10 protein-coding genes are annotated in these 12854 nt (G+C 73.5%); 1 reads left to right on the forward strand and 9 read right to left on the reverse strand.

The window, feature by feature from the left end:
• Position 1 precedes the first annotated feature (1 nt).
• Genes ACFY3L_RS34620 through ACFY3L_RS34655 form a run of 8 tightly spaced genes read right to left on the reverse strand, consistent with a single transcriptional unit; the run spans position 2 to position 9161 of the window.
• Complete coding sequence (locus ACFY3L_RS34620; protein ID WP_389333865.1) at positions 2 to 1933, reverse strand: response regulator; 1932 nt, start codon at positions 1931 to 1933, stop codon at positions 2 to 4.
• The gene (cheB, locus tag ACFY3L_RS34625; RefSeq protein WP_389333868.1) at positions 1915 to 2958 is read right to left on the reverse strand and encodes a chemotaxis-specific protein-glutamate methyltransferase CheB; all 1044 of its coding nucleotides are present in this window, start codon (positions 2956 to 2958) and stop codon (positions 1915 to 1917) included. Before cheB ends, ACFY3L_RS34620 begins: the two co-directional genes overlap by 19 nt.
• Entirely contained in the window at positions 2955 to 5030 is a 2076-nt protein-coding gene (locus ACFY3L_RS34630; RefSeq protein WP_389333871.1) for a response regulator, read from the reverse strand. Before ACFY3L_RS34630 ends, cheB begins: the two co-directional genes overlap by 4 nt.
• Positions 5031 to 5062: 32 nt before the next feature.
• Positions 5063 to 6538, reverse strand: a complete 1476-nt coding sequence (locus ACFY3L_RS34635) for a methyl-accepting chemotaxis protein (protein WP_389333874.1) — start codon at positions 6536 to 6538, stop codon at positions 5063 to 5065.
• Entirely contained in the window at positions 6535 to 7092 is a 558-nt protein-coding gene (locus tag ACFY3L_RS34640; RefSeq protein ID WP_389333877.1) for a chemotaxis protein CheW, read from the reverse strand. The genes ACFY3L_RS34635 and ACFY3L_RS34640 overlap by 4 nt, the downstream gene beginning before the upstream one ends.
• Positions 7089 to 7262 (reverse strand): hypothetical protein, encoded by a 174-nt coding sequence (locus ACFY3L_RS34645; protein WP_389333879.1) that lies wholly within the window; start codon positions 7260 to 7262, stop codon positions 7089 to 7091. Before ACFY3L_RS34645 ends, ACFY3L_RS34640 begins: the two co-directional genes overlap by 4 nt.
• On the reverse strand, positions 7259 to 8605 hold the full coding sequence (locus tag ACFY3L_RS34650; protein WP_389333882.1) for a CheR family methyltransferase: 1347 nt from the start codon (positions 8603 to 8605) through the stop codon (positions 7259 to 7261). Before ACFY3L_RS34650 ends, ACFY3L_RS34645 begins: the two co-directional genes overlap by 4 nt.
• Positions 8595 to 9161: a chemotaxis protein CheW gene (locus tag ACFY3L_RS34655; RefSeq protein WP_389333885.1), complete on the reverse strand. Its 567-nt coding sequence runs from the start codon at positions 9159 to 9161 to the stop codon at positions 8595 to 8597. Before ACFY3L_RS34655 ends, ACFY3L_RS34650 begins: the two co-directional genes overlap by 11 nt.
• Positions 9162 to 9266: 105 nt before the next feature.
• Between ACFY3L_RS34655 and ACFY3L_RS34660 the strand changes: the two genes are divergently transcribed.
• A complete protein-coding gene (locus tag ACFY3L_RS34660) occupies positions 9267 to 10457 on the forward strand; it encodes a hypothetical protein (RefSeq protein ID WP_389333888.1) in 1191 nt (396 codons plus the stop codon).
• Between the two features lie 1867 nt (positions 10458 to 12324).
• Here the strand turns inward: ACFY3L_RS34660 and ACFY3L_RS34665 are convergent.
• On the reverse strand, positions 12325 to 12720 hold the full coding sequence (locus tag ACFY3L_RS34665; protein WP_389333891.1) for a CBS domain-containing protein: 396 nt from the start codon (positions 12718 to 12720) through the stop codon (positions 12325 to 12327).
• Positions 12721 to 12854 lie beyond the last annotated feature (134 nt).

Here is a 12854-nt window from a genome sequence, read left to right on the forward strand (position 1 = left end):
TTCAGGGGTTGGGGAGCGTGAAGGAGAACGTGGCGCCGCGGCCCGGCTCGCTCTGCGCCCAGACCCGGCCGCCGTGACGGTCCACGATGCGCTGGACGGTGGTCAGCCCGATGCCGGTGCCGGGGAAGTCGCTGCTGTCGTGCAGCCGGCCGAAGGGGCGGAAGAGCTGGTCGGCGCGTTCGGCGGGGAAGCCGGCGCCGTTGTCGCGGATGTAGAACGCCACCGGCGAGCAGCCGATCTCGATCCGCGGCGACGCGGTGCGGCCGGTGAACTTCCACGCGTTGCCGACCAGGTTGAACAGGACCGCGCGGACCAGCTCGCCGTCGCAGGAGGCCCGCATGCCGGGCGCGACGGTCACCTCCACCTCCCGGTCCGGGTCGCGCTGGCGCAGCTCGTCCACGACGTCGGTGGCGAGCGCGGTCAGGTCGACCTCGGCCCGCTGAATTTGGCCGCGGTTGGCGGAGGCGAGCTGCAGCAGCGCGTCGATGAGCGCGTTCATCCGCTGGGCCGCCTTGTGGATGCGCAGGGCGACCTCGGCGGGCTCGTTGCCGGTCGGCTCCTCCAGCAGCAGCTCGCTGAAGCTGAGGATCGTCTGCAGCGGCGAGCGCAGGTCGTGCGACACGGAGCCGCTGAAGGCCTCCAGCTCCCGGTTGCGCCACTCGAGCTCCTCCACGAGCTCGGCGCGGGCCTCCGCGACCTGCCGGGCGGCCCGCTCGTGCGCCGCCTCCAGCTCCCGGCGCACCAGCTCGTCGCGGATCCGCCGGTTCTGCTCGTGCAGCTGCTGCCGCCGGATGTGGGCGCGGATGTGGGCGCGCAGCGTGTTCGCGCCGTCGGCGCGGCGCACGTAGTCGTCGGCGCCGGCGGCGAGGCAGTCCAGCAGCGCGTCGCCGGCGCCCAGGCCGATGACCGGCATGTCACGCAGCCCCGGCACGGAGCGGATCCGGGTGCACAGCTCCAGGCCCGCGGTCGTGTCGCCCGGCCCGTCGACCGCCAGGACGACGCACCCGGCCGGCTGCACGGCGAGCATGGCGAGGGCGTCGTCGGCGTCGGGCGCGGCGACCGGCTCGTAGCCCTCCTCCCGCAGCAGGTCGGCGGCGCGGTCCAGGAACCCGCGGTCGGGGTCGACGAGCAGCACCTTGACCTGGCCGTGGAACGGGCCCGCCGGCGGCAGCGGGGTGACGGTGCTCTTGCGCAGCACGGCGGCGAGCTTGGCGAGGACCACCGCCAGGCTCTCCTGCTTGCGCACGAACGCGTCCGCGCCGGCGTCGAGGATCTGCAGCTCGGTCGCGTAGTCGTCGGCGGCGGTCAGCAGCAGGCACGGCACGTTGCGCAGCGTCGCGTCGAGCCGGACCCGGCGGATGACGGTCGCGCCGTCGATGCCGGGCAGCACCCCGTCGACGATGATCGCGCTCGGCGGGCGGGCCGCCGCGACCCGCAGCCCCTCCTCGCCGCTCGCGGCGGCGAGCACCTCGTAGCCGGCGTCGGCGAGCAGGTGCCGCAGCTCCTCGCGGAACGTGACGCTGTCGTCGATGACCAGCACCGACCGCTGGGCCGGGGGCTCGGCGCCGCGCCGCAGCAGCTCCCGGCTGCGGGCCACGACCGCGTGCGCGTCGTAGGGCTTGCCGACGTAGTCGTCGGCGCCGTGGCGCAGGCCGCGGAGCCGATCGCGGACCTCCGCCTCGCTGGACAGCAGCAACGCCACCACCCCGGCGTGGCGGGGGTTGGCGCGCAGCTCGCGCAGCAGCTCGACCCCGTCGGCGTCCGGCAGCAGCACGTCGAAGAGCGCGACGTCGAACTGCTCGGCCTCGAACGCGGCGAGCGCGTCGGCACCGTTGGCGCACAGCACGGTGCGGAAGCCGCCCTCCTCGAAGGCCTCGTGGAGGTCCATCCGGACGGTCAGGCTGTCGTCGACGATCAGGACGGTGCTCGCCATCCGACCTTCTCCGTCAGCCCGGCCGCGATCAGGTCCGGCGGCAGGATCTCCACCGCCGCGTGCAGCGCGGCGGCCTCCCTCGGCATGCCGTACACGACGCAGCTGCCCTGGTCCTGGGCGTAGGTGTGCGCGCCGGAGCGGCGCATCGCGAGCAGGCCTTCCGCGCCGTCACGGCCCATGCCGGTGAGCAGCACCCCGGTGGCGCCGGCGCCGACCTCGGCGGCGACGGACTCGAAGAGCACGTCGACGGACGGGCGGCACGAGTGCCGGGGCGGCCCGGAGTTCAGGTGCAGGTGGCCGCCGCGGACGGTCAGGTGCCGGTCCGGCGGCGCCATCACGACCTGCCCGGCGACGGACTCGAGGCTCTCCCCGCCGCGGGCGTAGCGCACGACGTGGCCGGTCTGTTCGGCGAGCCACCCGGTGAAGGCCTGCGCGAACGTCTCGTTGCTGGCGAGGTGCTGCACGTACAGCAGCGGCACCGCGAACCCCCGTGGGACGCCGCGCAGCAACGTGACGATGGCACCGGGGCCGCCGGTCGAGGCGCCGACCGCGACGAGTCTCCTGGGGATCCAGGGTGTACGAGCGGCCGGCTGCACCGGTGCGGCCGCACCCGGCGGGCGGTGCCGTGTCACGACCCGGATGCGCGACACGACCTTGACCGCGGTGCGCAGCCGCGCCCCCCACGTGTCGTCGGAGGCGTCGCCGCGCGGCTTCTCCAGCACGTCGACCGCTCCGGCGGCGAGCGCGTCGTACGTGGTGAACAGCTCCTGCCGGGAGGCCGAGCACACCACGAGGATCGGCGTCGGCTGGCTCGCCATGATCTGCTCCGTGGCCGCGAGGCCGCTCATCACGGGCAGGACCACGTCCATCGTGATGACGTCGGGCCGCAGCCGCCGGCACAGCTCGACGGCCTGCGCACCGTCGACGGCCTCCCCGACGATGTCGAAACCGTGCCGCTCGGTGAGCGCCTCGCGCAGGCACTGCCGCACCGTCGCGGAGTCCTCGACCACCAGGACCTTGATCACGGCTCCCCCACCAGGTCGCGGATGTGGCCGAGCAGCTCCTCCTGGTTGAACTCCGACTTCACCATGTACGCGCTGGCACCGGCCTCGGCGCCGCGGCGCCGGTCCTCCGCGGACGCGCGCGAGCTGACCAGGATCGCGGGCGTCCCGCGCAGCGCCGGATCCTCCCGGGTCAGGGCGACGAACGTGAACCCGTCCATGCCGGGCATGTCGATGTCGACGAGGAACAGCGCGTACCGCCGCAGCTTGACGCGCTCGAGGGCCTCCTCGGCGGAGGCGGCGAGCTCGACCTCGTAGCCCGCCGACTCGAGGATGCTGCGCTCCAGCATCCGGGTGGTGAGGGAGTCGTCGACGACGAGGACCGGGTCGGCGCGCCCGGCGGTGCCGGACTCCCGGGCGAGCGGGTCGGTGGGCTTCTCGCCGTCGGCGGTGGCGGCGAGGCCGTGCGGGTCGAGCACGATCCGCGGGTTGCCCTCGGCGTCGATGGACAGGCCGCTGACGACCACGGCGGCCGGCGCGAGCTCCGGCAGTGGCCGCACGACCAGCGCCGACGTGCCGAGCAGCCGGTCGACGCCCACCGCGAGGAGCCGGTCGCCGGCGGCGATGATGACCGCGACCGCGCCGCCGGTGCCCTGCGGCTGCGCCGGTGGCTGCCCGGCCGGGGTCAGCACGCGCGCGAGGGGCAGGAACGCGATGACCTGCCCTTCGTGGGCCATCGCGCCGGCCGCCGCGGCGGCGGCGACCTCGACGGCGCTCAGCAGGACGCAGGTGCGCACCGCGTCCAGCGGCAACGACGCGAGGGTCCCGGCCGCCTCGACGACGAGCCCCGACAGCGACACCAGGGACAGCGGCACGACCAGCTCCACGGTGGTGCCGCGGCCGGGCTCGGTGCTGACGTCGACCTCGCCGCCGAGCTGCTCGGCGACGTCACGGACCGCGTCGAGGCCGATGCCGCGCCCGGAGATGCCGGTGACCTCGCCGGCGGTGCTGATCCCGCCGTGCATGAGCAGCCGCACCAGCTCCCGCACGTCGTCCTCGGCGGTGCCGGAGCTTCCGGTCACGAACCCCTGCGCCTCCGCCTGGCGGCGCACGGCGGCGAGATCGAAACCGCGGCCGTCGTCGCTGCAGCGGAACGCGGCGTTCGTGCCGCGGCGGTGCACCTCCACGGTGACGTGCCCGGCGGGCGGCTTGCCGGCGGTGCGCCGCTCCGCCTCGGTCTCCACCCCGTGCGACACGGCGTTGCGGACCACGTGCAGCAGCGCGCCGGACGCCAGGCTCAGCACGTGCGGGTCGAGCCGCAGGTCGTCGCCGCGACTGTCGAAGACGACCTTCTTGCCCTCCGCGGCGGCGGCGTCGTACGCGGCCCGGTGCAGCGTGGTCAGCACCGCCGCGACCGGCACCAGGCGGAGCCGTTCGGCGCGGCCGCGAATGTCGTCGAGCTCGCGCTCCACCTGCTCGACGGTCTCCGTGAGCTGCCGGCCGAGCGCGGTCAGGTCGGCGGCCAGGCGGGTCGCCATGGCGCCGGTGCGGCCGTCGGCGCCGTCGTGCTGCGCGGCGCGGATCCGCAGCTGCTCGGTGATCGCCTCGGCGGCCCGGCGCGCCCGCTCGACGGTCGCGACCTGGCGGCGCAGCGGGGCGAACCGGGCGTGGGCCTCCCCGACCGCGTCGAGCAGCTCGTCGATGTCCGCGCTGTCACTGCGTACAGGAGCGGCTTGAGGCTCTTGCTTTTCCGGCTTTTCTTCGCTCTTGTCCGGTTCTTGCAGGACACCGGCCAGCACGGTCATCTGGTCCGTGAGCGTGAGCAGCGCGGCGACCGTCTCCTGCGGCACCGGCGCGGCGCCGTCGCGGTGCGGGACGAGCAGTTCCTCCAGGGCGTGCGCGGCGTCGGCGATCTCCTTCTGCCGCACGACGCGCGCCGCACCCTTGAGCGTGTGCGCGTGCCGCAGCAGCCTGGCGACGGGCTCCCGGTCCGCGCTGTCGCGCGTGAGCTCCAGGACCCCCTGGACGAGCTGCCCGACGAGCTCCTGCGCCTCGATCCGGAAGTACCGCAGCGGGTCCTTGGCCTCTCGCGCCATTCCGGCTCCCGGCACCGCGGGCGACGTGGCGCTCAATGCCGGTCGGCGCCGGCGGCGACCAGCCGGAGCAGCTCGGCCGAGAGCCCGGCGAGATGGGTCGCGGTCTGCCTGGTCTGCACGGCGCTGGACTCGCTCTCCTGGGTGACCCGGGCGGTGTCGGTGACCGCCACGTTGACCTGCTCGACCGCGGTCGTCTGCTGCTTGGTGGACAGCTCGATCTCCCGGGCCGACTCGGTCGTCGTCGCGACCAGGTCGGCGATCTGCTGGAACGACGCGGTGACCGCGCCGAACTGCCGGGTGCCGGCGTCGACGGCCTTCGCGCCGGTCTCGGTCGCCATGACCGTCGTGTTCACCGCGCCGCGGACGTCCTCGATGAGCGCGCGGATCTCCTTGGCGGATCCGGCGGTGCGGTCGGCGAGCTTGCGGATCTCGTCGGCGACGACCGCGAACCGGCGGCCCCACTCCCCCGCCCCGGACGCCTCGATGGTCGCGTTGATGGCCAGGATGTTGGTCTGCTCGGCGAGCTCCGACACCAGGTCGACGACGCCGCCGATCTGCTGCGAGCGCTGCCCGAGCTCCAGCATGTGCTGCACGATCAGGTCGACCTGGCGGCGGATCGCGGTGATCGACTCGCGGGCCTGCTCGATGGTCGCGTCGCCGGAGTTGGCGGCGCCCGCGGTCTCCTCGGCGATCTTCGCGACCCGCTGCGAGCCCTCGGCGATCTGCCGCGAGGTGATCAGCAGCTCCTCGATCGTCGTGTTGATCTCGCTCATCGCGGTCGCCTGCTCGCGGGCGCCGTTCGCCTGCTGGCTGGCGGCGGCCTCCAGCTGGGCCGAGGAGCTCTGGATGTGCCCGACCGTGCTGGCGACCTGCTTGCCCAGCGCCCGGACCAGCAGCACGGCCACCAGTACGCCGAACACCAGCGAGATCAGCGCGATGCCGATCACGACGAAGGTCGCCACCCGGGCCTTGCTCGACGAGGCGTCCCGCTGCGCCTCCAGGTCCTGGCGCAGCAGCGCGGCGAGGGCGTCGATGTGCTCATTGAGCGCCTCGCGCTGCGGCGCCACCGTGTCTTCGAACTCCTTGCCGACCCGCTGCTCCGAGGTGGCGTCCCGCCGCAGCGCGATCACCGCCTCCAGGGCCGTCTGGTGGTTCTGCTCGGCCTGGACGGCGGCGTCGAGCAGATCGCGCTCGCGCTGCGAGTTCGCCACCCCGCGCAGCCGCTGGACCGCCTGGGCGAAGTCGGCGCGCGCGTCCGCAATCTGGGTGCGGAACCGTTCGTCGCCGGTCAGCAGGTACCCGCGGGACGCGCTGCTCTTGCCCTCCACCGACGCCCGCAGCTGCTGGGCCTCGACGAGGCCCTGCACGCCGATGTCGATGACGTGGTCCTTGCCGCCGACGACCGTGTTCAGCGCGGCGACCGTGACCGCACCGGTGAGCATCGTGAGCAGCACGACGACCGCGAAGCCCGCGGCGAGCCTGCGGCCGAACGTCCATCTCCGGTTCATCGTTCCCCGTCCCCCGCTGTCACCGCGTCCCGTGCGGTTCCCGTCAGTGTCTGGATCGCCGCCCGTACCGCCGGGACATCGACGATCGGCCGGGCACCGCCGTCCATCGGCACGATCCCGCGCAGGCAGCCGCGCGGGCCGTGGCCCGTCGCCTCCTCCACGATCAGGTCGCGCGGGACGCGCAGGTGGCCGTCGAGGTCCTCGAACGCGAGCGCCACCGGTGGCTCGCCCGCGACCAGGACCAGCCAGCGCCGGTCGGCGGTGGCCGCGTGGCCGAACACCGCGCCGAGGTCGTAGACCGGCACGATCGAGCCGCGGAAGCTGGCGACGCCGAGCAGCGACGGCTGCGGGCCGGGCAGTCGCGTCACCGGTCGGTCCGGGAAGAGGCCGGCGGCCTGGGTGAGGCGCAGCGCGTACCGGTGGCCGCCGACCCGGATCGCCAGGAGGTCGTCGAAGCCGGTGACCTGCTCGCGGTGCGGTTCGGCGAAGGAGCGGTCGAACGACTCGCGGAGTTCGGCGAGGCGCTGCGTCAGGTCGCGGGTCTTCGTCTTCATCGCGTGTCCCACGGCGGGCGGCTCTGGTCCATGGCCGTCTTCGCCTGGATCGCGGCCGCCTTCGGCTGGATCGCGGCCGCCTTCGCCTGGATCGCGGCCGCCTTCGGCTGGTTGGCAGCGGCGGCCGCCTTCGTGTTTCGCGGCGGGCGGTTTCGGTTCGTGGCTGTCATCTTGGTGCGGCCAGTTCGGCGTGGCAGAGGGCGATCAGGGCGCCGCGGCCGAACCCGCCGCCGAAGAGCAGGACGCGCTCCTCCTTCTCGTGCCGCAGCAGGGCCGCCGCCCGGGCCAGCTCGCGCTCGGCGGTCTCCCGGTCGCCGCCGCGCCGGGCGAGCAGCCCCAGCCGCAGCCGCGGCATCGCGAACTCGGCGTCGAGGTGGGCGGCCATCCGGTGGTGCTCCAGCGCCCCGCCCGTGTCGCCGTCGCCCTCCCGGCACTCGGCGAGCAGGTGGTGCGCGTCGGGGTTGAGGGCGTCACGGTCCAGCAGGCGGTGACACACGGCGGCGGCCCGCCCGGTGTGCCCCAGATGGGCGAGGACGGCGCCGCGCAGGAGCAGCACGTCGGGCCGGTCGGCGGCGGCGGTGTCGATCGCGTCGAGCACCGCGAGGGCCTCACCGAACCGCTCCTGCTGCACCAGATGCAGCGCCTTCGCCTTGCCGTCCTCCTGATGCACGGGCCGCACCCGGTGTGCGTTCTGCGCCTGCTGTACAACCTTCTGGTAGTAGAACGTGTTGTGGGTGTGCTGCACCGCGAGGGCGGGCGGCTTGCTGCCGAGCGTGTCGGTGTGCCCGAGGAAGAGGTAGCCGCCCGGTGCCAGGGCCCGCGTGATCCGGGCGACCGCCGCCGCGACCGTCCTCGGCGTCAGGTACATCAGCAGGTTGCGGCAGAAGACGACGTCGTACGTGTCGGGCGCGAACAGCACCGGGTCGTCGTTGACGGCGTTGTACTCCAGGAACCGCACGCGCCCGCGGAGCCGCTCGTCGATCTCGACCCCGTCGGCGGCGGCCCGGAACCATCGTCGCTGCACGGCGTCCGGGGTCTCCCGCAGCGACCACCGCGAGTACCGCCCGGCGGCGGCGGCGCGCAGGGCGGCCCGGTTGACGTCGAGCCCGACGATCGACACGTCCCACGACGGCTCGACACGCTCGGCGGCGACCATGGCGAGCGTGTACGCCTCCTCGCCCGTCGAGCAGCCCACCGACAGCAGCCGCAGGCACCGCTCGGCGGCCCTGGCCCGGACGCGCGCGGGCAGCACCACCTCCGCCAGCACGTTGAACTGCTCGATGTTGCGGAAGAAGTACGTCTCGTTGACGGTCACCGCCTCGGCGAGCGCGGCGAGCTCGTTGTTCCACGCGGCGCCGAGGCGGTCGAGGTACCCCCGTCCGGACAGGCCGTGCTGGCCGGCGCGCGCTCGCAGGGTCTCGGCGAGCTGGGGGTCCCGTTTGTCGTCGAACACCAGGCCGAGCCGGGCAGACAGCAGCTCGCGCAGCCGTACGACGTCCTCGTCACGTTCCATCGTCCACCGGCCGCTCGTCGTGCTTCGTGCTTGTCAGCTTTGTCCCGTGGTCCGCGCTTATCAGCTTTGTCCCGTGGTCCGCGCTTGTCGGCTTTGTCAGCGGCTGCTCGCCGTGGTCCGTGCCTGTCAGCGGCCATTCGCTGGTCAGGAACAGCAGCGGCCGGGCATCCAGGACGCCGACCGCAGCGACGATCCTGGTCGCCGAGGCGGCGAGCATCGGCGGCGGCGGCCGGTCGGCGTCCGGCTCGACCGGCAACACCCCACGGACCGGCCCGGTGGCGTACGCGAGCGGCCCGCGCCCGGTCCGCGTCGTCACGAACCTGCGGGGCTCCTCCGCCACCGCGCCGAGGAGCCTGGCCGTGTCGACGACGGGCACCGCGAGCCCGCGGATCACGCTGACCCCGAGCAGCACGTCGGCCGTGCCCGCCAGCGGCTGCACCGGCAGCGGCCGGATCGTCTCCACCACCTCACGCAGGGGCAGCGCACACAACAACTCACCGACGCCGAAGACCAGCGACAGCCCCGGCGGCGCTTCCGTGACAGCGGTGTTCGCCACGCGATCATGATATGTGGCATTGGTCGGTTTTTTACCGCTATCGGGTGAGGCTGCGGGCTCTCGTCGGCGCCGGTTTTTGTCATACCCCTGGCGTAGGTTGCCGGCATGGACGTGACCGCACCTGTCGCCCGGCTCGCCGCAGCCGCGTCGTTCCTGCTCCGCATGCTGACCGGCCGCTCCCTCCAGCCGTCCCACGCGGGCGCCCTGCTGCGCGCCGACGACGCCGGCCTGCACCTCGTCGCCACCGACGGCGAGGTCATCGTCCACCTGCACACGCCCGCGACCGTCCACACCCCCGGCGAGGTCGTCGTCCCACGCCGGGCCGTCGCCGAGACCCTCACGTCCCTCGACGCCGCCGACGCCCGCCTCACCGTCCAGGGCGGCCGCCTGTCCATCCGCATCCCGGGCGCCAGGTTCGCGCTGCCCAGCCTCCCCGACGCCGCGCCCCCGCCAGTGCACCTGCCGCCCGCTCACGGCACCGTCACCGGCGACGACCTCCGTACCGCCGCCGTCCCGGTGGCCGGCGCCGCCTCCCGCGAGCACGCCCTCCCTCTGTTCACCGGCGTCCGCCTCCGCGCCCACGCCACCACCCTGTCCCTGCTGGCCACCGACCGCTTCCGCCTGGCCGCCGCCTCGATCCCCTGGCACCCCACCTCCGCGCCGGCCCGCCACCGCCCGCCATCGCCCACCGCCCCCAGCACGCCGGCAACCGACACGACCACCCACGAGACAGCGACCACCCCCGTCCCGGCGGAAGCCCTCGTGCCCGCAGCCGTCCTGGCCCGCGCCGCCCAGCACCTGTCCCGCGAGCAGACCATCCACGTCCATGCGGACGACGACCTGTTCGCCCTGTCCTGGGAGGGCGGCAGCATCACCACCCCGACCCTCGGCACCGGCTACCCCGACGCCCAGATGTCCCGCCTCCTCGACATCTCCGCGATCTGCACCGTCGAGACCGACGCCGACACCCTCGCCCAGGCAGTCGACCGCGCCACCGCCTACGGCGGCCCCCACGGCCGCGTCACCCTCCAACCCATCGAAGGCGCCCTCCTGATCCGCGCCGACGACCCCCTCACCGGCGAGTCCGAGCAGACCCTCAAGGCCACCACCGACGGCACCCACATCGTCCGCTCGTTCCAGGCCCGCCTACTTCTGGACGCCCTGCGCGCATTCCCCCACCACCCCGTGCAGCTCCAGTTCCAACCCGACATGCGCGCAACCGCGTTCACCGCCTCCCTGCCCACCACCACCCTCAACTACCTCGTCGTCCCCCTCCGCACCCCACCCACCACCTGACGCCGTCCGGCTCTCTGGCCACCGTGGGCCCCACGTAGGCCACGTCCACAGCCAGCATCCCGACCTGCCGCACCACGAGCGGCGACGACGACCCCACCAGCTCCATCCCAACGCTTCGGCCCCGTCGCCTGCAGCGGCACCACTGGCCCCACAACGTCGCGCCGCAGGGCGATGCTTACGGTCGGCGTGATGTGCACTGGTCCTGGAAACCAACGACGGCGTGGAAGCCCCGAATGACGCCCTCGACGGCGCAGGACCATGCGGGGACTGCGGCCGGAAACATCACCGCGACCACAGCACGGACAGTGACCACGCCACCGGGCGCCTGGCCCCCGGCGGGGCGGAAAGACACCACCCTCCGCGCTGGCCTGCTACTGCGAAATCCCACATGGATCGGCGAACCCGCACGCGGACAGCAACCACCAAGACCGCGAACCGTCGCCGCGACGTAGTGATCGGGGTGCGCCGCCCTGGGTTTATGAAACCAACGACGGCGGGTGCGATGTCGCGGCCGGCGTGATGCGCACTGGTTGTGAACGCTGACGGCGATGTGGAAGCACCGAATGATGCCCTCTACGGCGCTGGACCATGTGAGGACGGCGGCCGGGGAACATCACCGCGACCACGGCACACGGCCCCGGCCCCGGCCGGGCGGAAAGAAACCACCCTCCGCGCTGGCCTGCTACTGCGAATCCCGCATGGATCTGCGGACCGTACCCGGACACCAAGACCCCAAAATCTTGATCGAAGGACTGCTTTGGCCGTCCGGACGACCACCACACGACTTCGATCACCACGGCAGGACCGCAGCGGTCGGAGACGACCGGCACAGATCCAAGGACAATCCTGGTCGCCCGAACGGCCATGCCCGTCCTTGGATCACCACCGGCGCGGCGGCGACCAGCACCACCGGTCGCGCGACGCCCCCGGGCAGCGGACTCAGCGCCGACAACCCACCCGCCAACGCCACTTCGCGTCACCGCCCAGACCCGAGCAGCGCGCCGCGGCAGCCATCCCCACGGTGACGTCGGCCACCGCCATGATCCAAGGACAACCCTGGTCGCCCAAACGGCCATGCCTGTCCTTGGATCACCACCGGCGCGACGATGACCAGCACCACCGGTCGCGCAACGCCCCTGGCCCGCGGACTCAGCGCCGACAACCCACCCAACGAGACCACTTTGCGTCACCCGCCCAGACCGAGCAGCGCGCCGCGGCAGCCACCCCCACCACCGCTTGACACAACCCTTCACAGATCCAAGGACGGATCCGGCTGCCACAACGACCTGATCGGACCGTCGATCATGGCGACAGGGTCGACGGGCGGGGGCCGCGGGCCGCGAAGGGAACGGGGAACGACGCTGTCGGCCGGCGGGAAGAAGTTGCCCACCACGCTGGTCTGTCTCGCGACATCCCTCATGGATCGGCGGACCCGGGTCATTGCGTCGCTCGCACCACGCCGCCGCGGGCATCTACGTCCCAACGGCCGGCCCGTTCAGCGCCGCCGGAGACCTCCACGTCGTTCACCGCGCCTGGCGCCAGGCCACCACGTCGGACACCGCCGCGCCGCAGGGCCTCTCCGTCGTTCACACGCTGGCACGGCTCCCGGCCGGCCACCGCTCCTGGTTCCTGTTCCGGGGGTTGCCGAACGAGCTGCCGCGACCCGACACCCACCGCGCCCAGCACCCGCCACTCTCGGCAGCGCGGCAACACGCCATGCGCGGCCGGGTAGCGCAGCGCACCCGGCGGCACGGCGCGCGTCTGGCTGCGCTGTCGGTGGCGCGGTGCGTCCCGTGCTGCGGTGGGCGTGGAGCCCGCGGCGCCTCGGGGTGGGGTGGGAATCCCCGTCGTCGTGGGGGTGGGGGTGTCAGTTGTTCGGGGGCTCGGAGCTGATGTCGGCCAGGGGCGAGGTCGGGTCGCGGTCGATGGCGAGGTCTCCGAGGGAGACGATGCCGACGAGGTTGTCGCCGTCGAGGACTGGGAGGCGGCGGAGGGCGTTGGTGCGCATGAGCTCGGTGGCGGTGTCCACGTCGTCCTGCGGGGAGACGGCGACCAGGTCGGGGGCGACGACGTCGCCGACGGCGGTGGTGGCCGGGTCGGCGCCGGCGGCGACCACGCGGATCGCGACGTCGCGGTCGGTCAGGACGCCGCGGACGCCGCTGGTGTCGGTGACGACGACCGCGCCGATGTCGGCGTCGCGCATGAGTTCCGCGGCGGCGGTGATCGGGTCGTCGACGTCGATGGTGCGTGGTGCGCTGGTCATGATGTCCTTCACCTGCTGGCCCATGGCCTTACGACTACCCACTTGCGTCGGGCGCAACCAGCAGTGATGCGGTCGTAGCGGTGCACGGACGGCCACCCGCCGGCACGAGTGACGCCGGCGGGTGGTCGTTCCTA

This window comes from Dactylosporangium sp. NPDC000521, from assembly GCF_042898305.1.
Lineage (GTDB): Bacteria > Actinomycetota > Actinomycetes > Mycobacteriales > Micromonosporaceae > Dactylosporangium.

Excerpts from the sequence above, each read along its gene's own strand:
- ACFY3L_RS34635 (WP_389333874.1), bottom strand. The coding sequence starts at position 6,538 with ATGAACCGGAGATGGACGTTCGGCCGCAGGCTCGCCGCGGGCTTCGCG.
- ACFY3L_RS34630 (WP_389333871.1), bottom strand. The coding sequence starts at position 5,030 with ATGGCGCGAGAGGCCAAGGACCCGCTGCGGTACTTCCGGATCGAGGCG.
- ACFY3L_RS34665 (WP_389333891.1), bottom strand. The coding sequence starts at position 12,720 with ATGACCAGCGCACCACGCACCATCGACGTCGACGACCCGATCACCGCC.
- ACFY3L_RS34645 (WP_389333879.1), bottom strand. The coding sequence starts at position 7,262 with ATGACAGCCACGAACCGAAACCGCCCGCCGCGAAACACGAAGGCGGCC.
- ACFY3L_RS34650 (WP_389333882.1), bottom strand. The coding sequence starts at position 8,605 with ATGGAACGTGACGAGGACGTCGTACGGCTGCGCGAGCTGCTGTCTGCC.
- ACFY3L_RS34640 (WP_389333877.1), bottom strand. The coding sequence starts at position 7,092 with ATGAAGACGAAGACCCGCGACCTGACGCAGCGCCTCGCCGAACTCCGC.
- ACFY3L_RS34660 (WP_389333888.1), top strand. The coding sequence starts at position 9,267 with ATGGACGTGACCGCACCTGTCGCCCGGCTCGCCGCAGCCGCGTCGTTC.
- ACFY3L_RS34620 (WP_389333865.1), bottom strand. The coding sequence starts at position 1,933 with ATGGCGAGCACCGTCCTGATCGTCGACGACAGCCTGACCGTCCGGATG.